We start from the raw sequence: 24,284 nt of genomic DNA on the forward strand, positions 1-24,284 counted from the left end.
TCAAAAAAGATAAATTTGACTGCTACAGAACAGGATTCTGTCATTTGTTTTAACCCTGTAAAATCAGACCTATGCCGTTTATTAATTCTGTGATCAACTGGATCAATTTCAAGCGAATCAATGAGATCGACCTCTTTAAAGAACATCCTTTTGACACTCAGCTCGAAGTATTTTTCGATCTGCTGAAAGAAGCCAGCGACACAGAGTTTGGGCGAACATACGACTTCAAAAGCATTCGCTCCGAAAAAGAATTCAAAGAACGTGTCCCCATTCGCTATTACGAAGATTTTGCACCCTATATCGAACGTTTGCGTCAAGGAGAGAAAAATTTGATTTGGCCGGGCGAAATCAAATGGTTTGCCAAATCGTCGGGAACCACCAACGACAAAAGCAAATTCATCCCCGTCAGCAAGCAATCGCTCGAAGATGTTCACTTTCGCGGAGCCAAGGATGTTTTTGCACTCTACCTGAAAAACAATCCCGACTCGGGCGTGCTGTTCGGGAAAACGCTCACCCTGGGTGGCAGCCAGCAGGTGAACAACTTCAGCAACAAATCGTATTTTGGCGACCTCTCTGCTATTTTAATTGAGAACACGCCTTTTTGGGCCGAGTTTATTCGCACCCCATCGGTCGAAGTGGCTTTGTTGGAAGAGTTTGAAGAAAAAATCGCCAAGATCATTGACGAGTCGCTGGATGAAAACGTGACCTCGCTGGCCGGAGTTCCCTCCTGGTTTTTGGTGCTGCTCAACCGGATTCTGGAACACACGGGCAAAAGCAGCATCCTGGACGTGTGGCCCAACCTGGAAGTTTTTATTCACGGTGGAATCAAGTTCGATCCGTATCGCGAACAATACCAGCGCATCATCCCATCGGCATCCATGAACTACATGGAAACCTACAATGCTTCGGAAGGCTTTTTTGCCATTCAGGACGACCCCGACAGCAGCGACATGCTTTTAATGCTCGACTACGGAATATATTATGAATTCATCCCGATGGAAAATCTGGAGGATGAAAATCCAAAAACACTCAGCCTGTCCGAGGTTGAACTGGACAAAAACTACGCTTTGGTGATTAGCACCAACGGCGGGCTTTGGCGATACATTATTGGCGACACGGTTCAATTCACCTGCAAAAAACCCTTCAAAATAAAAATTACCGGGCGAACCAAACATTTTATCAATGCCTTTGGCGAGGAAGTGATTGTGGACAATGCCGAACAAGCACTGAAGATTGCCACCGAGCGTACAAAAGCCATTGTGAAGGAATACACGGCCGGGCCGGTTTTTATGAAACAGGATCAGAAAGGAGCACACGAGTGGATCATCGAGTTTGAGCAGGAACCCAATGACCTGGAGTACTTTGTTGATGTACTGGATGACGCACTGAAGACGCTCAACTCGGATTACGAAGCCAAGCGCCACAAAAATCTGACTTTGGAAAAGCCTCACCTTTTGGTGGCCAAGCCGGGTTTATTTTACGAGTGGATGAAACAACGCGGCAAAGTGGGCGGACAAAACAAGATTCCGCGACTGGCCAACGACCGAAAATACCTGGATGAATTGATCGAGCTGCAAAAAAGATTGTAATTTATAGCCCGGATTCAGGTAGCTCGACTAAATTTGTAAATCAAAATTGAAAATAAGAAATCATGCATATTGCTCTCGCAGGTAACATTGGTGCCGGAAAAACAACCCTGACTGCCTTATTGGCTAAACACTACGGATGGCGACCACATTACGAAGATGTGGACGAAAACCCCTATTTGAATGATTTTTACGAAGATATGCAACGGTGGTCATTCAACCTGCAAATCTACTTTTTAAATAGTCGGTTTTCACAAATTATGGACATCCAGAATTCGGGAAAGACCGTGGTTCAGGACCGGACCATTTACGAAGATGCAGAAATTTTTGCGCCCAACCTGCATGCCATGGGCTTAATGTCAACGCGTGATTTCAACAACTACGTCACGCTTTTCCGGCTGATGAGCAAGCTGGTGAAAGCACCCGACCTGTTGATTTATTTGCGGGCCAACGTGCCAACGCTGGTCAACCAGATCCAGCAACGCGGCCGCGAATACGAAAACTCCATTCGCCTGGATTATTTGAAGCAATTGAACGAGCGCTACGAAGCCTGGATCAGTCACTACAACGAAGGCAAATTACTGATCATCAATGTTGATAAAATTGATATCACCAACAACCCGGAAGACCTGAGCAGTGTGATTGATAAGATTGATGCACAGATTCACGGTTTGTTTTAAGCCGTGTACGGCGCATGCGAACTCTTAACCTGTTGATATCGCGTTCCGAAGCTTAACCGCAAACGATCGGCTGGAAGTCAATGAGTGCCATTCATCGTCATTCAATGGTCGTGGATTGTTCAGAAAACTGCGCAATCAACCCTTAAATGCGTCAACTTCCTGCTTAATCAGCTGTAGTTCTTCGTCCGGAATTCTGGCGCCAAACACTTGAATCACTTTACTGGCCAGCAGCGAAGCCAACTTTCCACAGTTTTCCAGGCTGAAACCATTGGCTAAACCGTACAAAAATCCCGACGCGTAAACATCGCCGGCTCCGGTGGTATCGATGCTTTTGACCTGGGGTGTTTCAACTTTCACAAACTGGTCGCCCGCCTGAATAAGCGAGCCATCGCGACTAATTTTGACGACGGCTATTTCGCATTGGCTGGCTATTTGTTTCAATGCAGCCTTGGGCTCCAGGCCGGTGTAGGCTTTGGCTTCCTCTTCGTTGGCAAATACAATGTCGACATACTCAGCAATCAAACCCTTTAGAAAGTCGAGGTTGGCTTCCACCACGTTGAAACTGGCTAGGTCGAGTGCAATTTTCAGTCCTTGCTTTTTCGCCAACTTCAACACGCCCTCAATTAAAGCATGATTGAAAACCAGGTAACCTTCAATATGCAGGTAATCGTAGTTTGAAAAGAGTTCCTGAGAAAGCTCGTCGACACTCAGTTCGCTGGCCGCACCCAGGTAAGTTCCAAAAGTGCGCTCCGAATCGGGCGAAATCAGCGTGGCCGCTTTCCCGGTAGGAATCTGGCTATAAAACAGGTGTGGGACGATTCGGTTTTTTTCAAATTCGTCCTTGAAGAAGTGGCCCATCGGATCATTCGAAATTTTACCGATAAAGCCAGCGCTACCGCCAAGTTGTGCGATGGCCCTTACCGTATTGGCTGCGGATCCTCCGGTTTCAATCGAGCGTTCCAGCCCTTCGGTCGAATCCAGGATTTTTTGCGAAAGCGGGGCATCAACCAAGGTCATGCTCCCTTTGGGCAGCTGAAAAGTATTGAGCAGCTGGTCATCTTCCAACTGAACGAGAATATCAACCAAGGCACTTCCAATGCCCACAATTGTTTTTGGTGTCATAGCGTTTTTCATAGGCTGGCAAAAATAATAAAAAACACGCTCCGCTGAACAATACGCGTAGGCAACAATAGACAACTCGTAGCCGCCAGCAATAGGCAATAGGTTGTCAAGGATAAACGGCAAGTAGTCAAGGACAGAAAGGACGTAGCCAACAATAGGCAATAGGTTGTCAACGATAAACGACAGGTAGTTATGGGTAGACCAGCATCAAGGGACGGCGGTTGAGCAGGATGAATGACCTCTCCTGAAATGTTCTGACAGATTTATACTTGATTGCTGGCAAGTAAAAAGGGTTGCCTATGGCGCACCGGGCTTTCCCGACTGAAGAACAATAATATCCTCCGGCAAACGGTTTTGATGGTTGTAATTCTCTATATTTGCAGGGCTATGACACGAAAAAACGCCACCAATGACGGCTGAAGAGAGAAACAACAACTGGTTTCGACAGGTATTTGACAAACACTACAAAGCGATTCGAAACTTTGTTTACTACTTATCCGGGGACCTGAGCCTGGCTGATGATTTGACCCAGGATGTATTTTTGTTTTTGTGGGAAGAACGCGATAAGATCAACGATGAAACCGTTAAATCCTATTTATTCACCATCGCAAAGAACCGGTATTTCAAACATCATCAAAAAAAAACCATTCGTCTGAATTTCGTCAACAAGCTGATCAACGAACCAAACCACGAGTCACCCGAATTTGTTTTGGAGCTAAAGGAATTTGATCAAAAGTTGCAGTCAGCAATTGCGGAGATTCCAGATAAAACCCGTGCTATTTTCTTAATGAGCCGCATTGACCAAATGACTTACAGCGAAATTGCCACAGTGATGCAACTGAGCAACAAAGCGGTCGAAAAGCACATGAGTAAAGCCTTGCAATTGTTACGGCAAAAAGTGGACAAAAAATTATGAGCCAGGAACATGAAAAAATAGATAAGCACATTTCCAACTGGCGTGTTCCCGAATCGATTGGAGAACAAGCTGCCTGGGAACGCTTGATGGAAGCCAAAAGCCAGCATAAGCCCGTCAGAAAAATTGATTTTCGCCGTATCGGGCAAATTGCGGCTGGCCTTGCCGCTGCTGTCTTGCTTGTGTTTGTTTTGGCCGAATCGGGCGTTTTGGCACACCGCGAGCACAACCAGGCCATGGCCAGTCAAACGGTTTGGCTACCCGACAGCAGCCTGATTCAACTGAAAGCCTATTCGGCTGTAAAATACCACTACCAAAAAATTGGTGGCGCCCGCTTAATCGAATTGCGCGGTGAAGCCCGCTTCGAGGTTAAAGAAGGAAATCGCTTCGAGGTTGAGTTTCCGGGCGGGCACCTGGAAGTTTTGGGCACCGAATTCACCGTTCAGGCCTATTCTGAAGAATCAGCCCGAATTGACTGCTTCAGCGGATCGGTGAAAGTGAAGCTAGACAAGCAATATTTCATACTCAAAGGAGGACAGGCCATCGTTTTTGACCAAACCGGCACAGGTGGCCCTTTCAACATTAATCCCGAACAAAAGCTGAACTTGCCTGACAACACTTACTACTGGGAAAACCGCCCGCTCAGAGAGGTTTTGACACTGATTTGTCAGCGCGAAAACTACACCTTGGAAGCTGCGGATCAGATCCTCCGGAAAAACTTCACAGGCCCCTTGCAACTGGATAAACCCGAAAAGGCCATTGGCATTTTGGCACGAGCCATGAACTTCGACTATCAATTAAATAACAACAAGCTGCAGATCGTTGAAAAAGACTAGTTACAATATGGCTTGTTTCCTGCTGATTATGCTGCTGAGTTTGCCAGTCGCCGGTCAGGAAAAAATGATTTCAGTTCAAGCCGAAAATAAAAGCCTGAGCCTTGTTTTGGAAGAATTATCCGAAACCGCCGCCATCCGGTTTGCGTTTGATGCCGACTATTTTTCTGAAATAAAAGTTAACCTGCAATACGAACAGGTTTTGCTGACCGACTTTTTGAATGAGCTGAGCAAAAAATACCACCTGCTATATGACGAGATGGATGGAACCTACGTGTTGTACCGAAATCCCGCTCCCCTCCCCGAACCAAAACCCGAACTCATCACGTTCCGCGGAAAAGTGTTTGACCAAAACACGGGCGAACCGCTCCTGTTTTGCAATGTTGGCCTGGGCGAACAGCAAGGTACGATAACCAACGAACTGGGTATTTTTAGTGCCAAGGTAGAAAAAGCAGCCGACATCCGCGTTCAAATCAGTCATTTGGGCTACCGCCAGCTCGACACCACGCTGCAAATCGCCAGCCAACCGTTTCATCAACTGGAGCTTGCTCCGTTCGACATTCATATTGAAACGATCAATGTTTACCAGCAGGAGAAAAATGTGCTGGAATTGGGGAGCCAGCCGGACCGAATGGCATTCAACCCCAAACAATCGGAAAATTTGCCGCGCATTGACGACAGCGATCTGGTAACGGCACTGACCTTGATTCCCGGCGTCAATTTTTTGGGAGGTGAGAACGCAGGCATTTCGATTCGGGGAGGATCGCCATCGGAAAACCTGATTTTACTCGATGGCATGCCAGTATTGGAAACCAGCCATTTGTTCGGTAATCTAAGTGTGTTAAATGCCAAATACATTTCGCAGGCTTTTGTTTCGCGGGGGGCTTTTGATGCCCGCTACGGCGAACGAATTTCCGGAATTGTCGAACTCACCGGAAAAAGCAACTACTATCGCCCTAGCCTCGATTTATCGGCCAACCTACTGAATGTAAATGCCACCGGCACCGTCCCAATTGGAAAAGTGGCCTCCCTGAGCGGCGCTTATCGAAAATCATACATCGACCAATGGGAAAATTATCTCTACCGGCAAATTCTGGAGCAAGGCTCCCCAAGCGGCGAAGATGAGTCTGCTGTTGTTCCAACAGTCGCCTATGACGATCTCAATTTCAAATTCAGCCTTACACCATCCGAAAAACAGGAAATTAGCATTAGCGTACTGGAAGGCAATGATTTGCAAGACCGGGAATTCCTTTTTAATGAAAACTCACGCCTTTACCGCAACCAGCAAGCCGACAGCAAAAATCGCGGAATCAGCGGAAACTGGCGTTATCAGCCCAATACAAACTGGCAGCTCCACCTGAATGCAGGCTACAATGAACTTGAACGGTCATCCGGATCAATTGCGGGGCTCCAGCCAAACAGACAAGGAAAAGGTGGCAAAGAAGAGCTGGACACAGACGACAACCAATTGCAGGAATTGATTGCCAGCATGTCGGCCGAATGGACAACCGGCAATTATAGCCATGCTTTTGGATTTGGGTTTAACCACGACCAGGTATCGTACACCTACCTAAGCAAGCGGACCACCGGAGCTATTCAATCCGATTCCATCAACTACGATTCGAAGTTGACCATCCTGCATGCCTACCTTCAGGAGAAAGTTCAATTAACTGACCGTTTGCAAGCCCGCTTGGGCATGCGTGTCAACCATGAAAACCAGCAAAACAAATTGTACCTGCAACCCCGATGGGGAATGAGTTACGATCTTTCCGACGCAGTCAAACTGTTTTACTCCGGAGGTACTTACTACCAGTTTTTATCGCGAATTCGGAAGATCGACAGCAACGGCAACAGCGACCTGGTTTGGTATTTACCAGATTCAGCGGGCATGGGAATTCTTGAATCGCAGCAGCATGTTTTGGGTTTCCGCTACGAAAAAAATGGTCTGTCAGTCGATGTGGAACCCTACTACAAAAGCACTACCGGTAAGTTGAATTTGTATGCCGAAACCAGCGGGGGGAAGGAAAAAACAATCCACTATGTGCAGCGGAGTGGTGAAGCCAGAAACTACGGACTGGATGCCTTGGTTCACTACAAACAAGGCATTTTCACCCACATGCTGGCTTATTCGCTATCGGAATCGGTGGAGCGATTTGAAGTATTTAACAACGGACAAGACTATCCGTCGTTTGATGACCAGCGCCACCGCTTGCGTTGGACCGAAATGGCGCGCTACAAAAGCTGGATTATTTCAACCAACCTAACCTATCATACCGGCAGCCCTTTTCTTATGACAGAAGGGGAAAGCAGCCAGGAATTTGGGCGCCTGCCATTCTTTGTCCAGGCTGATTTTTCACTCATCAAACGATGGAACTACAAATTCTTCACCCTAAGTTCAGGCGTTTCGCTGCTTAATTTCTTAAACCGCGAGAATGTGCTTGAAATCGACAACTTCAGCATTGCTGATGAGGCCGGATCTTATTCTGTTCGTACTGATGTTACGGCCATGCGATTCACGCCGGTTTTTTTCTTCAATATTAAATTACAATAAGTCAACAACTTGGAACACACTCTTGAAAAAACTTCATTTTTAGGGTAGGGTATTTTGTGCCGAATGACTATTAAGGGCATCAACATATTTATTGCATGATGTTCACAAGCAAAAACAAATATTCTTTTCCTGTATTACTTGTCCTGCCATTCAAGCAAGAGCAGATCGATCAGGTAATTAGCAGTTATAGAATACCTGACACGAAAGAGAAGGAGCTTGTGTTCGATCAAATTCTACAAAAAATTGAAGAAGGTAAAAGTCAGTCTCGGGGAAAATTATCACGCCTGAATGTCATCTATCAACTCACTATTCCGGTTGCGGCTTCTCTTATTCTGATTTTCCTTCTTCATGTTTTTCTGGCCAAATCAACTTTCGAAAACGACACCCGGGAGGCCCTATCACTTCGGCTTCCTGACCAATCGCGGATCGTACTGAGCCAAAACAGCACCGCCACATACCCCAAATATTGGTGGAAACGAGAAGTAACACTCAAAGGCGAAGCTTATTTTGAAGTTGAAAAAGGCAACAAATTTACTGTTGAAACATCAAATGGTGAGGTTCAGGTGCTCGGAACACGATTCCTGGTTTCGGAGCAAAACAACCAACTAACGGTGAACTGTTACGAAGGGAAGGTACAGTTTGCAAATAAAAAACAAAAACAATTGGTTACCGCGGGAAACTCTTTGCAATACAAAAACCAAACTTTAAATGAGTTGACAAGTTTGGATGCAGAATACCCAAAAGTAGCCCGCTTCAACCGGTCGTTCTCCAATGAGAGCCTGGAGGAGGTCATGGATGATCTTGGACGGTTTTTTAATCTTGACATCCAGTTGAAAATTGAAGGTTCAAAACACTTTAGCGGCACCATTGATTCGGCTGACGCTGAAACGGCGATCGGGATTATTTGCCGTTCGCTCAACCTCGATTGCCATACGAATCCGGCCAACCAGATCACCATCAGTGAAGCTAAGAAACAAGGAAATTTGACGAACAGGATATATGCGAAATTAATGACGAAGTAGTGAGAGTAAAATGTGTAAGAAAGATTAATCATTAATGAAAATTAAAAAGTTATGAAGAACAAGATGAAAACAAGAATGATCCTGTTACTTGGACTGATCGTAGGATTTGCAACATCCTGTACCAACGATGAGGATATTTCAAAAAATCCGGATGGAAAAGGAACGGTTTCGTTTTTAGTGACCGACGCCCCATTCCCAACCAATTTAGTTGCGCAAGCCAATGTGACCATTGATAAAATTGAAATTCGTAAAGCGGATGAAGCTGAAGGAGAGGAAACCGAAGGATCCTCGTTCATGGTTCTAAGTGAAGAAACCATGGAATTCAACCTGTTGGATCTGAGAAACGGTGTAACCGCCGAGCTGACCAACGCGGAGCTGGATGCAGGAACTTACGACCAAATCCGGTTGCATGTGGTTGATGCCAGCGTGGTTCTGAGTGATGAAGCCAGTACAACTTTTGATTTGAAGATCCCAAGTGGATCAGCCAGCGGACTCAAAATCAACATCAAAGATGGCCTTGTTGTGCAGGATGGCGGTTTCGCAACGGTACTTTTAGACTTTGATGTGAGCAAATCGTTTGTCGTTCAAGGCAATCCATTGACCAATGCTGGCATCAAAGGATTCATCTTCAAGCCAGTCATTCGTGCAGTTGTGGAAGAAGCAACCGGAAGCATTGAAGGCCACGTCACTGTTGGAGATACATTGGCTGTTGGAAACGCAACAGTTGAATTTTACGACATGGATTCCTTAGTTACTTCGGCCCTGACAGACAGCACCGGATTTTATGCAGCCATTGGCTTGCCACTGGGTGAGTACGACCTGAAAGTGCTGGCTGACGGATATGTTGAAGCAGAAGTGGAAGATGTTGCAGTAACATCGAACAAAGCTGTAACGGTAGACATTTTGGTGGAACCAGAAGAGGCAGAAGAAACGCCAGCTGAAGGCGACGAAGGAACAGGTGAAGGAACTGACGAATAATATATCGTTCGGTTTCGACCAAAGATACTTGATTGGGTGAACGATTAGTTCATGGGTTTTAGAGATAGATTAAGGGGCAACTCTTTTTCTATCTCTTTTTGAACAAGTTCTCGCGCTGGAGAAGATCAATCAAAAAAAGCAGAAGGATGACAGAATCCGAGCTTTCGATTAAAAATACTTGATTGGGTGAACGATTAGTTCATGGGTTTAGAGATAGATTAAGGGGCAACTCTTTTTCTATCTCTTTTTTTGTGGAAACAGAGGACATTCTACGGCCTTTGACTCTTTAATAAGCATTGATCATGATTGGCAGAAGACTTTCGTTTAGGCAGGAAGAAGAATCAAGTGAATTGCGTTCGTCATCACAAGCTTTACCCCAATGAATAGCTACCAATTGAAAATGCCGTGCAGCCTAACTTCTTATTCCATGTCAAATACGCTTAAATTTCGGTAACGTCCTAAATTTTGTCCCTTGTTTTCTATTCCAAAAGCCTCGTAGGATTGATACAGATGGGCATACTGCGTCCACCAGTGGAAAATAAAAAACCTAAGCTTCTTCAATTTTATTCAGCCCCAAAGAGGAGCTTACCTGGATTTTTTTTTTGCGCTGTGAATCGATTGATCCCAGAAGACTATTGGAAAAAGTGTTGCGATATTCATCGGTGTTGAAAAAGACAACACGTCGTCTATTGACTTGATATTCTGCATGTTCGCCTGCTGCTTAGTTTTCACTGTTTAAATCTTCAACAGTCGGATTGTTTAATTTTTGAATAGGCTTTCTCTTTGAACTCTCATTATCAGCTGTTTATTGGGTTTGGTTTTTTTGGCATTCTATTTGGCAAAAGGATAGTCGAAATGAATTATCAGCTGACTATCAGCATCATAAAGTTATTAGAATAAAAACCACGCTTAATATCAACGTTATGAAAACCATTTTTTCTTCCATTTTTACGTTGTCATTTTTAATCTTCAGCATGGCCGCTTTGGGTAATGTTGAAAATGATAACAAAACAGGAGATCAGACAGAAGCAACAAGCTTGCAGGTTGTGAGTTCTCCGGAGTTATTCGATCTGACTTCTACCTGGGTTTCCAGCTTTGAAGCTCAACACCCAGCATTAAACATTCGTATTACCCAACTCACTGATGAATCATCATTATCGGCAGAGGCTCTTTACCTGCTAAGCCCTGAGCAACAGATTGCCGGTCAAGAAGACTCAGCCTGGCAAATGGTGGTTGGGCACGATGTGGTCGTTCCAATTGTCAACTCAAACAATCCCTTGTTTGAAGCAATTGCCCAAAGAGGTGTAAACGCTGAAGATCTTGCCATACTTCTTGCCGAAACCCCCAACTGGTCGATGCTTGTTGACGACGCACCGGCAAACCCGGCAAAAACGTATGTCATTAATGATCAGCAGGTCACGGGTAAGTTCGCCGCTTATGCACAAGCTGAAATTCGAGCTACGAGGGTGAGTTCCGCCGCTGAGCTCATTGCAGCAGTGCAGCAGGACGTCAATGCCATTGGCTTTTGCAAACTCATCGACATCATCAATGTGGAGACTAATACTTTTGCCCCGCAAATCAGTGTACTCCCTATCGACAAAAACCGCAATGGCCGATTAGATCAGTTTGAAAACATTTATTCGAGCCCTGAAGCCTTGACCAGAGGCGTTTGGATTGGTAAATACCCCAAAGAACTATGTGGTGATATTTGTGCACTGGCAGTCACCGAACCCACGAACCAAGTGGCCATCGACTTTCTAAGCTGGATAAGCAGCGACGGACAGGAGCAACTGGCTCACGCAGGTTTCAGCCAACTGTCAAGCCGGGAAAAAAATGCCAACATGGTGGCATTTACTAAACCCGTAACTCCCGGAGCCAGCAATGGCAATCAAGCCTTCTTGTCTTTCGGTTGGATGCTTGCAATCGGAATGGCACTGGTGCTTCTATTGGTTGGTTTGCTCGTACGGTCAAAACGTAAGGAAAAGCTGGGGATTGACAGCGAAGACATTGAAATGACTCCAGCTATGAATGAGAATTCAATCAAGGCACCAGCCGGCTTGTACTACGATAAAACACACACCTGGGCTTTTATGGAACGCGACGGATTGGTAAAAATCGGTGTCGATGATTTCATGCAGCACCTCACCGGATCGCTGACCCACATTAAAATGAAAGAATCGGGCGAAAAAGTTAGAAAAGGTGAAAAAATACTGAGCATTGTTCGCGATGGCAAGCAACTGGACCTTTACGCGCCGGTGTCCGGAATCATCAAAAGCCGCAACGAGTCGCTTTTAAGCATGCCACAGCAAGTCAATACAGATCCTTATACCAACGGGTGGGTGTACCAGATTGAACCCTTGAACTGGACCCGCGAAGTGCGCCTGCTGTTTATGGCCGACACCTACAAAGAATGGCTGGAAGATGAGTTCGCCCGGTTGAGAGACTTCCTGGCGACTTCGGCCAACTCCAACACCGTTGTTTTCGAGCACATCGTTCTTCAGGATGGCGGCGAACTAACGGACAACATCTTGGCAGATCTAGGTCCTGAAGTGTGGGAAGATTTTCAAACCCATTTCATCGACACCTCGAAATAAGCAAACTAAACTTCTATAATCACTATCCTTAAAAGTTGAATTATGACTATCGATCGTAGAAAATTTTTCAAAAGCGTCGCGATCACGGGCATGACCATTATTGGTGTGAATGCCACAGGAGCCAATAAAAAGAGCTCCGGCGACGATGATACGGAATTTCACGGCATTCTTTACGACTCCAGCATCTGCATCGGATGCCAGGCCTGTGAAAAAGCATGTGCCGAAGCCCACGGCCTGCCTGAACCCACTGCCAAACCGGAAGTGGGCGTCATCCGGAAAACCAGTGAAAATCAGCGCTGCGTCATCAACGCCTACGAAACTTCGCAAGGCGAAGTGTATGTGCGGAACCAATGTATGCATTGCAACGAGCCCGCCTGCGCTTCCGCCTGTCTGACCCAGGCCATGTATAAAACCAAGGAAGGCCCGGTCATTTGGCGCGAAGACAAATGTATGGGTTGCCGTTACTGTATGATTTCATGTCCGTTTGACGTACCAAAATTCGAATACGGCAGCACCAACCCGAAGATTCAAAAGTGTGACATGTGTTACGATCGGATTATCAAAGGTGAGAAACCGGTTTGTGTTGAAACCTGCGGCGATGCTTTGTTCTTTGGAACCCGCCGCGAACTGGTTGCCGAGGCACGCCGCCGGATTGCTGAAATCCCTGAATTGTATATCGATCAGATTTATGGTGAACATGTTGCCGGAGGAACGGGCTACTTATACCTGGCTCCGGTTGATCACAAAGAACTGGGATTCGACACGAGGCTGCAGAACTCATCATACCCGGCACTAACCAAAGGATTCCTGTACAGTGTTCCATCCGTTTTTGTTTTGGTTCCAACGCTGTTGCTGGGAATTCACGAAGCTACTAAATCACGCAAATCAAAAGAAGAAAATCATGACTAGTCCGATATATCCTTTGACCAAAGAAAAAGAAAGCCAATCGACCTGGCAATTTTTAATGAACGAGCTCAAGCCCAGGGGAAAATGGCTCACACCTTTCAATCTGATTTCCATTCCGATTATTCTGGTTGGACTGGCCTTAATTGTCATCCGTTTTACCGAAGGGCTGGGAGCTGTTTCCAACATCAACCAAGAAGTTCCGTGGGGACTGTGGAAAGGTTTTAATGTGGTAACCGGCGTGGCCTTTGCGGGCGGCGCGTATGTGCTCACTTTCATTGTTTATATTTTGAAGGTTGAAAAGTACCACTCCATTGTTCGCGTCACGGTACTGAACGGCTTTCTGGCGTACATGTTTTACGCCGGTGCGCTGGTGCTCGATCTGGGTAAACCCTGGAACATCTTCAACCCAATCATCGGCAATAACTTTGGAGCCAGCTCGGTGTTATTTCTGGTGGCTTGGCACTTCTTGCTGTACATTATTGCTCAGCTGATTGAATTCTCGCCGGCTGTGGCCGAATGGCTGGGAGCACGGCGCGCCCACAAAATCTTGTCGGGACTGACACTGGGAGCGGTTATTTTTGGCATCACGCTGTCAACCTTGCACCAATCGGGTTTGGGTGCCTTGTTCCTCATGGCCAGCGAAAAGATCCATCCGCTGTGGTACAATGAGTTTATTCCGCTGCTGTTCCTTGTGTCCAGCGTTTTTGCCGGTTTGTCAATGGTTATTTTTGAAGGCTCCATCAGCCAGCGCGTGTTCTTCCGGAAGATCAGCGAGAAAAACCGCCAGGCGCGCAACAGCATGGTTCAAAGCTTATCGAAGATTTGTGCTTTTGGCATGTTCGCCTACCTCTTTATGCAGTTTTTGGTATTCATTCACGGACAACACTGGGACTTGCTCAACACCTCGATGGGCTACTGGTTCTTGCTCGAAATGATCGGTTTTGTCGCACTTCCTATGGCCTTGTACTTCTATGCATCGCGCACATCCAACCTCACACTGAGCCGGGTGGCCGCAGTCATCACAATCGTCGGGATTATTCTGAACCGGCTCAATGTTTCAATTATCGCTTTCCGCTGGGATGCCGCCGTTCGCTACGTTCCTTCCTGGATGGAGGTGGTTGTTGCCATCACCATCATACTCGTTCAAATTTGGATTTTCAGGTGGGTCATCAGCCGCATGCCGGTGCTGGACGAACCACCCAAATGGGCTAAAAATACCAGTCATTAAACCTGTTGTTCCTTGCAATCAAGGATCAACCTAAAAATAAATTGTTATGGACGGATTTACATACACCAATATTTTTGAAACCAAAGGAATCGAATATTTGGCGATCATTGCCTTCTTTTTGATTATGGTTCCTTTCTGGATGTTACTGACGCGAAAGTCGAAACAATCCATGCAAACCCAACTGGCTGGCGGACTCATCACAGCCCAATCGCTACGCATTCCGCAGGGAATCTTTTTCAGCAAATTCCACAGCTGGGCTTACCTCGAAAAAACCGGAAAAGCCCGGGTTGGACTGGACGATTTGCTGCTCCACCTGACCGGCGAAGTCAGTATCAGCCACCTGCGTGAGCCAGGCGAAAAAGTACAAAAGGGCGAGCTATTAACCCAAATCAACCATGATGGGAAAAGCCTTAAGATTTTTGCTCCCATCTCGGGCGAAATTGTGCGAACCAACGAACAGTTGGTGGATGAACCTGAACTGATGAAGGCCGACCCCTACCAGCAAGGATGGATGTACGTCATTCAGCCGTCGAACTGGAAAGCCGACACCAACACCCATTTTCTGGCCGAAGATGCCAGCAAGTGGGCAGCCCAGGAGTTGGATCGTTTCAAGGATTTTCTGTCGGCTTCGGTGATGAAGCATCTGGCTAATCCAAACCAAGTTGTTCTGCAGGATGGTGGCGAATTGATTGACCAGCCACTGGCCGAACTGCCGGAAGAAGTTTGGGAAGATTTCCAACAGACCTTTCTGAGTTAAATCGTTGAGCTTGTAGTTTAATTCCGGCTGGCAAAACTTTGGCATGAAAGGTCAAAGCAGGCCGGCCGGAATTTGTTGTTCCCACTGCGAAGTTCTATACACCCTTAGGGCTTAAAACCGGACAGATGTTATAAAACAAAACCATCATTTGAATCCGATTTCAATTATAAAAATTAACTTCGTCCGTAGTAACTAACTTTTTGCCTGTCACCATGCCTTGGTATAAGAGAATAAAAAAGAAAAACCGCATTGGAACGCCCATTGTCAACGGCTATGTCAAGTTCCGGTCGTCCATCTACGGGCGTGTTATTTTTGTCATCACCATCGCTTCGCTTGTGCTGTTTGTCTCCTTTGGAATCATTTTCCGGTCGGTGAATGAGAACTACATGAAATCGGTGATTAGCGAAAACGGCAACAACATTGGCTACCTGGTTGAAGGAGCATTGTACGATGCCATGCTGAAAAACGATCAGGCCTCACTGCAACGAACCCTGGACTTGATCAACTCGATGTCGGGCATCGACAATGTGAGCATGTATGATAACAACAACAACCTGGCGTACACCTCCATTTCAGCCCACTCATCCAATCACAGCGACCCGGACTGTGCCAGCTGTCACGAGGATTTTGAGCAGATGTTTTCGCGCGAAGAAAAATCCTACCGGATTATCGAAGCCAAAAGCGAATGTATCATGAATCCGGATAACGACAGCATCCGCAACCTGATGATCAAGTCGCCCATTCTGAATAATCCTTCGTGCTACACAGCCGCCTGCCATGCCCATAGTCCCGACGAAAAAGTGCTGGGTTCATTGATCATTAAAATGCCGCTTGAAAAACTGGACAGTGCCTTACAGGAATCAACCACCGACTTCTTTTTGATGGCTGCCCTGATGACGGTTTTGCTCATTGGCTTTTTAGTGCTTTTCACCAACAAAAAAATTAAAAATCCGCTCAACGAAATCATTCTGGCTGCCGAGGCGGTTGCCAAAGGTGATAAAAACACCCGACTCAGAATCAAACCGAACCAACTTTCCGACATGCGTATGGTTTCCTACGCTTTCAACGAAATGTTGGACAATTTGCATACGGCTACCCTCGAACTTCAAAACTGGTCGCAACAGCTCGAATACAAGGTGCAGAAGAAATCGGAAGAGCTGGGACAGGCCCAGAATGAATTGATTAATATTGAGCGGATCGCATCGCTTGGTAAATTGTCGCTGTCGGTAGCGCACGAAATTAACAATCCCCTATCGGGCATTTTGGTTTATACGAAGTTGATCCATAAACAGCTGAGTAAACCTGATCTGGAGCCGGAGAAGGTTGAAGTGATGCTGAAGCATTTGAAATTGATTGAAAGCGAAACCAAACGTTGCGGCGACATTGTGAAAGGCTTGCTGGATTTCTCGAAAAAAGACCAGGAAGGATTTGAGCCGAAGCATCTGCATGAAATTTTGCACGACACTGCCGAGCTGATGTCGCACCCGATGAAAATTGCCAACATCCACTTTTTATGCGACTTTTCAGCAAAAAGAGATTTGATTTCGTGTAGTCCCAACCAAATCAAACAAGCCTGCATTGCCCTGTTGGTGAATGCATCGGAGGCAGTGACCGAAAATGGCGAAATTACCTTCCGCACACTAAATTCCGAGGATGAACACGTTCGGATTGAAGTGATTGACAATGGAGTGGGGATTGATGAAGCGGATCTGCCCTACGTTTTCGAACCATTCTTTTCGACCAAGGAAAAGGCCAGCGGAATTGGACTGGGCTTGTCCATTGTACATGGCATCGTTCAAAATCACAAAGGAAAGATCGAAGCAAAGTCAGAACAGGGAGCCGGCACGACCATGGCTATCACCCTGCCGCTAATAAAAACATGAAATAATTTATACGGAACTTAATGAAAATGAGCCATGACAAAGAAAATCTCCATATTAGTTGTTGACGATGAACGATCGGTTCGGGATTCCTTGTTCAATTGGTTTATCGAAGACGGTTACCATGTTGATTGTGCCGAAGATGCCAAAAAAGCTTTATCTATTCTCGAAGCTGAAAGTTTCGACATTGTGCTGGCCGATATCAAGATGCCCGGAATGGATGGCTTGGAAATGCTGAAACGCATTAAAACCATTCAGAAAGATGCCATTGTAATTATGATGACGGCTTTTGCAACAGTCGAAACGGCCGTTCAGGCGCTGAAGGATGGGGCATTCGATTATGTCACCAAACCTTTTGATCCGGATGACCTGTCGCACCTGATTCGCAATGCGTCGAAACAAATTTCGCTGATGGACGAAAACGAAGTGCTGAAGGATAAAGTAGTTTCGTTGGAAAATGTGGAAGATCTGATTGGCGAAAGCGAAGCCATGATGCAGGTGCTTCGCGAAGTTGAAAGCGTGGCCCAGTCCAACGCTTCGGTGATTATTACCGGCGAAAGTGGAACCGGCAAGGAGCTGGTGGCGCGCGCCATTCATGCCAACTCGCCCCGCCGCTACTTTCCGCTGGTGAGTGTGCATTGCGGCGCTTTGTCCGAAAGCTTGCTCGAAAGCGAACTGTTTGGCCACGAAAAAGGCGCCTTTACCGGTGCGGTGTATAATCGCAAAGGTCGGTTCGAAATGGCCGATAGCGGAACCATTTTCCTCGACGAAATTGCGACCATCTCCTCCAAAATGCAGGTGGAGCTATTGCGGGTGCTCGAAAGCAAAAGTTTTGTTCGGGTTGGCGGAAACAAGGAAATCAAATCCGACTTTCGGGTGATCTGCGCCACCAACCGCGACCTCAAGGCAATGGTCGACAACGGCGTGTTTCGCGAAGACCTCTACTATCGGCTCAATGTGGTGAACATCCAGGTGCCGCCCCTGCGTGAACGTACCGAAGATATTCCGCTGCTGGTCGACTACTTCATAAAAAAATACTGCACCACCATGAACCGGCCCATCATGACGATCGATCCGGCAGCCTTAAAAAGGTTGGAAGAGTTTCCGTTCCCGGGAAACATCCGCGAATTGGAAAACATGATCGAACGGGCCATTGTGGTTGGAAACGGCAAAAAAATCACCTTGAAAGATCTGCCGATTGAAAAGTCGGAAGCCATGCCGGCCTTTGAAAGCCTGGATGAGCTGGAAAAACATCACGTGCTGCAAATTTTGAATAAATACAACTGGAACATTTCAGCTTCGGCCAAAGCGCTCAAAGTTGACCGTGTTACCCTGTACAACAAGATCAAAAAATACCAGTTGAAGCAAACGAAATAAACCGGAAAACTTGATCGCACCCGAACCATTCATTAAACCGCGTCGCGCATGAAGCCGGAAAACATCACCTTAATCTCATTTGGATATTTCGAGAAACGATTTCTCGGTGAGATCATGTACGATGTGGAACGCGAATTCCGGGTTCCGGTGGTGATCGAGGAGGGCCATCTTGACCTGAGCGAATATTTTGATCCCGCACGTCGGCAATACAATGGCAACCTCCTGTTGCGCGATATTGACAAGCAGTTTGCTTCGGACCGGGTGAAAACCCTGGCGCTATTCAATGTCGACCTCTACATTCCTATTCTGACCTTTATTTTTGGACAGGCATTTTTAAACGGGCGCTGTGGCATTGCTTCGGCCTACCGGCTGTATAACGAACGCTACGGACTTAAGCCCGATGAACGTGTGTTTATTGACCGCCTGTGCAAGGAAGTTATTCACGAGTTGGGGCACGCCTTCGGACTGATTCACTGCCCAAACCCCACTTGTGTCATGCGATCCAGCACCTACGTGGAAGATATTGACCAAAAAAGCTGGTCGTTTTGCGCGAAATGTAAAAAAGAGTTGGGGTAAAGAATCTCAGCTTTCGGGATTTTATCTGTCTTTTCTAATCATTCTGATCTTATTCTACTGGTTGAACAGTGAAGCCTTGATCTCTTAAAAGATTGATCACTCCTTTTTCACCAGGCAAATGGCCAACTCCAACGGCGATCATCGTTGGTTGTTGCTCGATTGCAGATACAATCCGTTCTATCCAAAAGATATTTCTAGCGGTGCACATGTTGTAATAAATCTCCTCCGCTTTTTTGTCTTTCAAAAGTTTCGGATGGGTACTCCACTGACCAGTTGAATTTAGATCCTGTGCATAATAGGCCTCCTGCCCTTTTTTTGTAATTGCTATTAGCGAGTCCTTTTCCAGATCAACCAAAGCTCGTATTACTTCTTTTGCTTGAACTTGCAAGTCATCCGAAGAAAACAGAATGCTCCAATCCCTTAGTCCCAGCCGGTCCATTTCTTCCTCCGAATCCAGTTCAACAATTGGATAAGATCTGAATTTGGCAATTTTCAATATTCTCGAATCGATGTTTCTGCTGAAATCTACCATGCGCAAATACGGATTTACTTCCGCCCATTTAAGGGATTCGTTTCGGGTAATTCCCATTTGCAGATTGATTAAAAGATGGAAAGGAGCTGAGTTTATTTTCTCAGAATCAACTTTCGCATAACGCGAAAGCAAAGTGTCCAAAACGGCGATCTCATCTTCATTCAACAAATCACGATACGAAAATTGGGGCGACAAATACTTATTTACGGGTTTGATTAAATCCAGTCTTCCCGGTGTTGCCGGGTCAGATTCAACAGCCAGTTGCTTTACCGAATCAAGAACTTCAAAAAAATGAGGAACCTGGTTCAAAAAGTCACCACTCATCCCATGGTTTGTGCCAAACAAGTACGATGGTTCTTGTAGTCCGTTTCCAGTTATCCGCCACAATAAACCTCCGTCAGTGTTCTTATCACTGCCGCAACAACAAAATATAATCAGCGTCAGCAGGCCAAATATTGATTTCAAAAAAGGAAAATTCATAATCAAGGCTTTTACATATCGGAAAGAACGGTATTATGAGCCGCCTTTTCAATTTTAACAAACCGGATAAGCTTTTTGTCCTGTCTTAGTATTAGTCCATTCTTCTTGAAATGATTAAGCCAAACATTAACATCCTGATTTTCTTCATCTTTAATCGCGATATTTAAATCGAAAAGGGTAGGTTCTTCGAGCTTGCTTTCGACAGGCATACCGATCTTATCCTCTATGCTTTTGAGAATGGCTGACACACTAATACCAGATCCGCTGAGAATATAATCTTTGTAACTGTACTGAAACGTCTGACTTTGGACGTTGCCGCTTGACTCGTTGCAAGCTTCGTTGTTTGTGTCGATTGAATCTAAAATAAGAATTTCGACCTCCTTTTCGATGATCTTTGTTTCCAATCCAAAAACACTGTTTAATTGGTTAATTAAGATCGTTTGATAATTGCCCAATAGACTTGAACATGAAAAATTCATTTTGTAGAGGTGATTTGGCAAATGCGAGTCCAAATAGCTCAAGTCGCTATCATATGAAAAACGAGATATTGGAATATTGTTGTAGGCGTACTGATAAATTTGCAATGCGTTTTTTCCGGCGATTATACACCCATTGATTGTTTCAAGCGTGTCATAATACATTCCCGCTGAATATCCATTTATAATCTTCACGGGAGTGTCCATGTTCGTGGTTGTTTCAATATAGTTTCGTTCACCAAGCTCATGTCTTTGCAATTCGAATGTTATCAATGAGCTTTTGTTTTCATTCCGTCCCAATTCAGAGGGAACAAAATTCTTTTTTGCTGGCAGATTAACTGGATTATCGTTGTTTAATTCACTCAAGATTTGTTCGGTTACATAACCTGGATAAGTTTCAGCCTGAATGATTCCTTTTTTGTCGATAAGAATGGTATGTGGAATACCCGTATGAGGGAATATTTTTGACAAATTCTTTTCGCTGTCATAGATAAAGTCGAATGGATAATCATTTTTAGAAATAAAATCAATTGTCTTTTCAAAGTTGTCACTTGAAACGCAAACGATTTTTAATGAATTTGGAAATTTGCTTTTCAAAGCATTTAAATGACTCATCCCTTCAATACAGGGACCACACCAGGTTTCCCAAAATTCAATGATCGTAATTTTGCCACTGGTTTGCTCAAGGAAGTTAAAACCGGTGCAAGCACCATCTTTAATCTGCTGCAGCTCAATTGAACCAAGTTTTTCGTTGATATTATTTTCTTGTGCGTAGGTTGTAATAAAGAAGAAAAGTAGTGCGAACAATGTTGTTGTTACTTTCATGTTGTTCAGGTTAGTTTTCGTTTAAGGCTGTCTATAAGTTTTTAGTAGTTATCCTATCATCCAGATAAACTGTTGTTAAATGTAGAAATAATAATCAGTAACACAATACTGTCACGGCGAGCAATTGTCAGCGGTTTTTTAAGCTCACCTGAACACTTCCGCTCATTCGGCGCGGATACCGGAAATTCCGTCCGGAAGAGCGATCAGACCACACGGAAATGGGAAAAACGTGACGGAAGAGCCATTTGACCAGACGGAAAAGGAAAAAACCAGACGGAAGAGCGATCCAACCGCACGGAAATGGAAAAAACCAGACGGAAATGCCATTCAACCAGGTCAAATACCATTTCCGTCTGGTTTTTGGTGTTTCCGTCCGGTTTTCAGGATTAACTTTCGCTTTAGTTCGCGTTCAGCAACTGCATGATTTCATCCAGTTTTGGAGAAAGAATAATTTCGGTTCGGCGGTTGATGGCTCTGCCTTCGGCAGTGCTGTTTGATGCCTTGGGCGAATATTCTCCTTTGCCCGATGCGGTTAAGCGGGTGGGCGCAATGTTGTGCTCCTCGGTCAAAATCCGGACGATGGAGGTCGCACGGGCCACGCTTAAGTCCCAGTTGTCGCGGTAAACAGCCGTTCGAATGGGAATGCTGTCGGTATGGCCTTCAACAAGAATATCAATGTCGCGGTTCTTGTCCAGCACATCGGCCAACAGGTTAATGGCTTCCTTGCCTTTGGATTCGATGGCGGCACTGCCCGATTTAAACAAGAGTTTATCGGACATGGAGACGTAAACTTTTCCATTTTTGATTTCAACCGATAATTCATCCGATTGAAAACCCAGCAAGGCATTTCGCAAAGTGTTGTTCAGCCGGTTGGTAATCGAATCCTGCCGCGCAATCACCTGCTGCAGTTCGTTCAAGGCCCGCTCGCGTTCCTCAATCAACCTTTCTTTTTCTTCCAATTCATTCGATTTTTGCTGCAATGCCCGGTTGTATTGTTCCGACTGCGACAGATTCTCCCCAACCAGGTTATTGTACTTGCGCTCCACGTCTTCGATGGTTTGATTTAGATCGGCTATTTCGCCATTCAAATCCGAGATGTTTGATTTCAGCGAAACAATTTCGCGTTCCCTCAGGTCGAGCGTTTGGCAAAGGCTATCCCGCTCGTCTAGGAGCACGTTTACCCGCCGCGACACAAAAAGATCTTTCTCGGGCTTGGCTTGGCCGCACTGGTAAAATGGTTTGCATGAGCTTGCCAGCAAGGCAAACACGCTAATCATCAAGATGAGGTTTTTTGCTTTCATTTTATGTGAATTAAAGTTTGATATCACTACGCTTCAAATGGCCTTCACGGGTCGAATCGAAAGTCCGCCTCCCAACTGATAAAAATCAACATACCATACTGTTAAAAGTTCAGTCTGGGGTTGAAGTGGTAATTTTGTCAATCAACCACGGTTAGTGCCTTTGTTTCAAGCTTTAAACTTGAAACCCAAAGATGAAACTTTATTTCTGATATTTTTTAGCCACATCGGGCCGCAGTTGGCGGTTTCCCTTTTGGGCTTTGGGATGGTACGGACAATGCCTGCAGCCGTTGGCACAGCAGTAGCCGCGCTTAACAAGGAAACTTTCGGTCATCACACGATAGCCTTCGCGGGTCAGGTAATAATCTTCACCTTCCACGGAATTGTCGTAGCTGTCGAGGAATAAATCATCGAACATTCCCATCGCTCAACTAATCGTATTTAAATCGTTGGAGAAAGTGTCCCATGCGATCGCGCTTGGTCTTAAGGTATCTTTGGTTGTGTTCGTTGGGAGCCACTTCAACCGGAATAATTTCCGTGACTTTCAAACCGTAACCTTCGATTCCCACGCGCTTGACCGGATTATTGGTCAGCAGTTTCATTTTGTGTACACCCACATTTCTCAAAATTTGGGCGCCCACGCCATAGTCGCGCTCATCGGCCTGAAAACCCAGATGGATGTTGGCTTCGATGGTGTCGAGCCCTTCGTCTTGTAGTTTGTAGGCGGCAATTTTATTCATCAGGCCAATGCCGCGGCCTTCCTGCATCATGTACACCACAACGCCTTTGCCGGCTTTTTCAATCATCTCCATCGATTTATGCAGCTGCTCGCCACATTCGCAACGGTAGGATGCGAAAATATCACCGGTCATACAAGATGAGTGCATACGCACCAGAATTTCTTCATTGTCCTCCCAGCTACCTTTAATCAGGGCCACATGCTCGGCTCCGTTCGATTTCTGACGGAAAGGAATGATTCGGAAATCGCCATATTTGGTCGGCATCTCCACCTCTTCGCCCTGGTCGATCAAACTTTCCGTTTTCAGCAAATAGGCGATCAGGTCTTTGATTGTGATGATTTTCAGGTTGAATTTTTCTGCCACCTCCATCAACTCCGGAAGACGAGCCATGGTTCCATCTTCATTCATAATTTCGACAAGCACACCGGCGGGTTTCATTCCGGCCAAACGCGCCAGATCAACAGCCGCTTCGGTATGTCCGCTACGGCGCAATACGCCACGGTCTTTGGCTTTCAGGGGAAAGATGTGCCCGGGACGACCCAGTTCTTCCGGATCTGTATTTTCATCCGCCAGTGCCTGTATGGTTTTGGCCCGATCACTGGCCGAAATTCCAGTCGTACAGCCGTGTCCAATTAAATCGACCGATACGGTAAAAGGGGTTTGATGCGACGAGGTATTTTTGCCGACCATCAGGTCCAGTTCCAATTCTTCGCAGCGGCTTTCGGTCAGCGGCACACAGATTAAACCGCGGCCGTGCGTAGCCATAAAGTTCACCTTTTCCGGGGTAATTAGTTCTGCAGCAGCAATAAAGTCGCCTTCGTTTTCCCGGTCTTCATCATCAACAACAATAATCAGATCACCTTTTCTGATGGCTTCAATGGCCTCTGGTATCGTATTTAAATTGAACTCGTCCATTATAATTATCTGGTT

General features: G+C 45.7%; 20 protein-coding genes. 14 read left to right on the forward strand and 6 right to left on the reverse strand.

Annotated elements, in window-relative coordinates; genetic code table 11:
- Nucleotides 1-71: 71 nt before the first annotated feature.
- Nucleotides 72-1,589, forward strand: a complete 1,518-nt coding sequence (locus NC99_RS12315; RefSeq protein ID WP_053184102.1) for a GH3 auxin-responsive promoter family protein — start codon at nt 72-74, stop codon at nt 1,587-1,589.
- 62 nt (nt 1,590-1,651) lie between these two features.
- Nucleotides 1,652-2,266, forward strand: a complete 615-nt coding sequence (locus tag NC99_RS12320; RefSeq protein WP_053184104.1) for a deoxynucleoside kinase — start codon at nt 1,652-1,654, stop codon at nt 2,264-2,266.
- 135 nt (nt 2,267-2,401) lie between these two features.
- Here NC99_RS12320 and NC99_RS12325 read toward each other — a convergent pair whose 3' ends face one another.
- Entirely contained in the window at nt 2,402-3,388 is a 987-nt protein-coding gene (locus tag NC99_RS12325) for an adenosine kinase (RefSeq protein ID WP_053184106.1), read from the reverse strand.
- A 409-nt stretch (nt 3,389-3,797) separates the two neighbouring features.
- On the opposite strand from NC99_RS12325, the gene NC99_RS12330 reads away from it, so the two are divergent.
- The 12 genes from NC99_RS12330 to NC99_RS12385 all read left to right on the forward strand — a co-directional run bounded on the left by NC99_RS12330 (nt 3,798) and on the right by NC99_RS12385 (nt 19,003).
- Nucleotides 3,798-4,304 carry an RNA polymerase sigma factor gene (locus NC99_RS12330; RefSeq protein WP_053184108.1) on the forward strand — a complete coding sequence of 169 codons (507 nt, stop codon included), beginning with the start codon at nt 3,798-3,800 and terminating at the stop codon, nt 4,302-4,304.
- The gene (locus NC99_RS12335; RefSeq protein WP_053184110.1) at nt 4,301-5,137 is read left to right on the forward strand and encodes a FecR family protein; all 837 of its coding nucleotides are present in this window, start codon (nt 4,301-4,303) and stop codon (nt 5,135-5,137) included. Before NC99_RS12330 ends, NC99_RS12335 begins: the two co-directional genes overlap by 4 nt.
- Entirely contained in the window at nt 5,124-7,685 is a 2,562-nt protein-coding gene (locus tag NC99_RS12340; protein WP_157624851.1) for a TonB-dependent receptor, read from the forward strand. The genes NC99_RS12335 and NC99_RS12340 overlap by 14 nt, the downstream gene beginning before the upstream one ends.
- Nucleotides 7,686-7,780: 95 nt before the next feature.
- Entirely contained in the window at nt 7,781-8,707 is a 927-nt protein-coding gene (locus tag NC99_RS12345; RefSeq protein ID WP_053184114.1) for a FecR family protein, read from the forward strand.
- 51 nt (nt 8,708-8,758) lie between these two features.
- The gene (locus tag NC99_RS12350; protein ID WP_053184116.1) at nt 8,759-9,685 is read left to right on the forward strand and encodes a DUF4382 domain-containing protein; all 927 of its coding nucleotides are present in this window, start codon (nt 8,759-8,761) and stop codon (nt 9,683-9,685) included.
- A 923-nt stretch (nt 9,686-10,608) separates the two neighbouring features.
- Complete coding sequence (locus NC99_RS12355) at nt 10,609-12,279, forward strand: hypothetical protein (protein WP_082326463.1); 1,671 nt, start codon at nt 10,609-10,611, stop codon at nt 12,277-12,279.
- 42 nt (nt 12,280-12,321) lie between these two features.
- Nucleotides 12,322-13,188, forward strand: a complete 867-nt coding sequence (locus NC99_RS12360; protein WP_082326464.1) for a 4Fe-4S dicluster domain-containing protein — start codon at nt 12,322-12,324, stop codon at nt 13,186-13,188.
- A complete protein-coding gene (nrfD, locus tag NC99_RS12365) occupies nt 13,181-14,413 on the forward strand; it encodes an NrfD/PsrC family molybdoenzyme membrane anchor subunit (protein WP_082326465.1) in 1,233 nt (410 codons plus the stop codon). Before NC99_RS12360 ends, nrfD begins: the two co-directional genes overlap by 8 nt.
- Before the next feature lie 46 nt (nt 14,414-14,459).
- A complete protein-coding gene (locus tag NC99_RS12370) occupies nt 14,460-15,170 on the forward strand; it encodes a glycine cleavage system protein H (RefSeq protein WP_053184124.1) in 711 nt (236 codons plus the stop codon).
- 212 nt (nt 15,171-15,382) lie between these two features.
- Nucleotides 15,383-17,053, forward strand: a complete 1,671-nt coding sequence (locus NC99_RS12375) for an ATP-binding protein (protein ID WP_053184126.1) — start codon at nt 15,383-15,385, stop codon at nt 17,051-17,053.
- A 33-nt stretch (nt 17,054-17,086) separates the two neighbouring features.
- Nucleotides 17,087-18,427: a sigma-54-dependent transcriptional regulator gene (locus tag NC99_RS12380; protein WP_053184133.1), complete on the forward strand. Its 1,341-nt coding sequence runs from the start codon at nt 17,087-17,089 to the stop codon at nt 18,425-18,427.
- Between the two features lie 48 nt (nt 18,428-18,475).
- On the forward strand, nt 18,476-19,003 hold the full coding sequence (locus NC99_RS12385; protein ID WP_053184134.1) for an archaemetzincin family Zn-dependent metalloprotease: 528 nt from the start codon (nt 18,476-18,478) through the stop codon (nt 19,001-19,003).
- A gap of 49 nt (nt 19,004-19,052) precedes the next feature.
- Here the strand turns inward: NC99_RS12385 and NC99_RS12390 are convergent, their stop codons facing one another.
- From NC99_RS12390 to NC99_RS12410, 5 genes are all read right to left on the reverse strand, one after another.
- Complete coding sequence (locus tag NC99_RS12390; RefSeq protein ID WP_053184136.1) at nt 19,053-20,015, reverse strand: TraB/GumN family protein; 963 nt, start codon at nt 20,013-20,015, stop codon at nt 19,053-19,055.
- A gap of 11 nt (nt 20,016-20,026) precedes the next feature.
- Complete coding sequence (locus NC99_RS12395; protein ID WP_053184138.1) at nt 20,027-21,316, reverse strand: TlpA family protein disulfide reductase; 1,290 nt, start codon at nt 21,314-21,316, stop codon at nt 20,027-20,029.
- Nucleotides 21,317-21,714: 398 nt separating this feature from the next.
- Entirely contained in the window at nt 21,715-22,617 is a 903-nt protein-coding gene (locus NC99_RS12400; RefSeq protein ID WP_053184140.1) for an OmpA/MotB family protein, read from the reverse strand.
- A 199-nt stretch (nt 22,618-22,816) separates the two neighbouring features.
- Nucleotides 22,817-23,038 (reverse strand): DUF5522 domain-containing protein, encoded by a 222-nt coding sequence (locus NC99_RS12405; protein WP_204374986.1) that lies wholly within the window; start codon nt 23,036-23,038, stop codon nt 22,817-22,819.
- Between the two features lie 7 nt (nt 23,039-23,045).
- Nucleotides 23,046-24,269, reverse strand: a complete 1,224-nt coding sequence (locus NC99_RS12410; protein ID WP_053184142.1) for a bifunctional 3,4-dihydroxy-2-butanone-4-phosphate synthase/GTP cyclohydrolase II — start codon at nt 24,267-24,269, stop codon at nt 23,046-23,048.
- Nucleotides 24,270-24,284 lie beyond the last annotated feature (15 nt).

The sequence above is a fragment of the Sunxiuqinia dokdonensis genome (genome assembly GCF_001270965.1).
Lineage (GTDB): Bacteria > Bacteroidota > Bacteroidia > Bacteroidales > Prolixibacteraceae > Sunxiuqinia > Sunxiuqinia dokdonensis.

What these genes read in the sequence shown, in the direction of transcription:
- NC99_RS12315 (WP_053184102.1), top strand. Translation starts at nt 72, where the DNA reads ATGCCGTTTATTAATTCTGTGATCAACTGGATCAATTTCAAGCGAATC.
- NC99_RS12320 (WP_053184104.1), top strand. Translation starts at nt 1,652, where the DNA reads ATGCATATTGCTCTCGCAGGTAACATTGGTGCCGGAAAAACAACCCTG.
- NC99_RS12325 (WP_053184106.1), bottom strand. Translation starts at nt 3,388, where the DNA reads ATGACACCAAAAACAATTGTGGGCATTGGAAGTGCCTTGGTTGATATT.
- NC99_RS12330 (WP_053184108.1), top strand. Translation starts at nt 3,798, where the DNA reads ATGACGGCTGAAGAGAGAAACAACAACTGGTTTCGACAGGTATTTGAC.
- NC99_RS12335 (WP_053184110.1), top strand. Translation starts at nt 4,301, where the DNA reads ATGAGCCAGGAACATGAAAAAATAGATAAGCACATTTCCAACTGGCGT.
- NC99_RS12345 (WP_053184114.1), top strand. Translation starts at nt 7,781, where the DNA reads ATGATGTTCACAAGCAAAAACAAATATTCTTTTCCTGTATTACTTGTC.
- NC99_RS12350 (WP_053184116.1), top strand. Translation starts at nt 8,759, where the DNA reads ATGAAGAACAAGATGAAAACAAGAATGATCCTGTTACTTGGACTGATC.
- NC99_RS12355 (WP_082326463.1), top strand. Translation starts at nt 10,609, where the DNA reads ATGAAAACCATTTTTTCTTCCATTTTTACGTTGTCATTTTTAATCTTC.
- NC99_RS12360 (WP_082326464.1), top strand. Translation starts at nt 12,322, where the DNA reads ATGACTATCGATCGTAGAAAATTTTTCAAAAGCGTCGCGATCACGGGC.
- nrfD (WP_082326465.1), top strand. Translation starts at nt 13,181, where the DNA reads ATGACTAGTCCGATATATCCTTTGACCAAAGAAAAAGAAAGCCAATCG.
- NC99_RS12370 (WP_053184124.1), top strand. Translation starts at nt 14,460, where the DNA reads ATGGACGGATTTACATACACCAATATTTTTGAAACCAAAGGAATCGAA.
- NC99_RS12375 (WP_053184126.1), top strand. Translation starts at nt 15,383, where the DNA reads ATGCCTTGGTATAAGAGAATAAAAAAGAAAAACCGCATTGGAACGCCC.
- NC99_RS12380 (WP_053184133.1), top strand. Translation starts at nt 17,087, where the DNA reads ATGACAAAGAAAATCTCCATATTAGTTGTTGACGATGAACGATCGGTT.
- NC99_RS12385 (WP_053184134.1), top strand. Translation starts at nt 18,476, where the DNA reads ATGAAGCCGGAAAACATCACCTTAATCTCATTTGGATATTTCGAGAAA.
- NC99_RS12390 (WP_053184136.1), bottom strand. Translation starts at nt 20,015, where the DNA reads ATGAATTTTCCTTTTTTGAAATCAATATTTGGCCTGCTGACGCTGATT.
- NC99_RS12395 (WP_053184138.1), bottom strand. Translation starts at nt 21,316, where the DNA reads ATGAAAGTAACAACAACATTGTTCGCACTACTTTTCTTCTTTATTACA.
- NC99_RS12400 (WP_053184140.1), bottom strand. Translation starts at nt 22,617, where the DNA reads ATGAAAGCAAAAAACCTCATCTTGATGATTAGCGTGTTTGCCTTGCTG.
- NC99_RS12405 (WP_204374986.1), bottom strand. Translation starts at nt 23,038, where the DNA reads ATGGGAATGTTCGATGATTTATTCCTCGACAGCTACGACAATTCCGTG.
- NC99_RS12410 (WP_053184142.1), bottom strand. Translation starts at nt 24,269, where the DNA reads ATGGACGAGTTCAATTTAAATACGATACCAGAGGCCATTGAAGCCATC.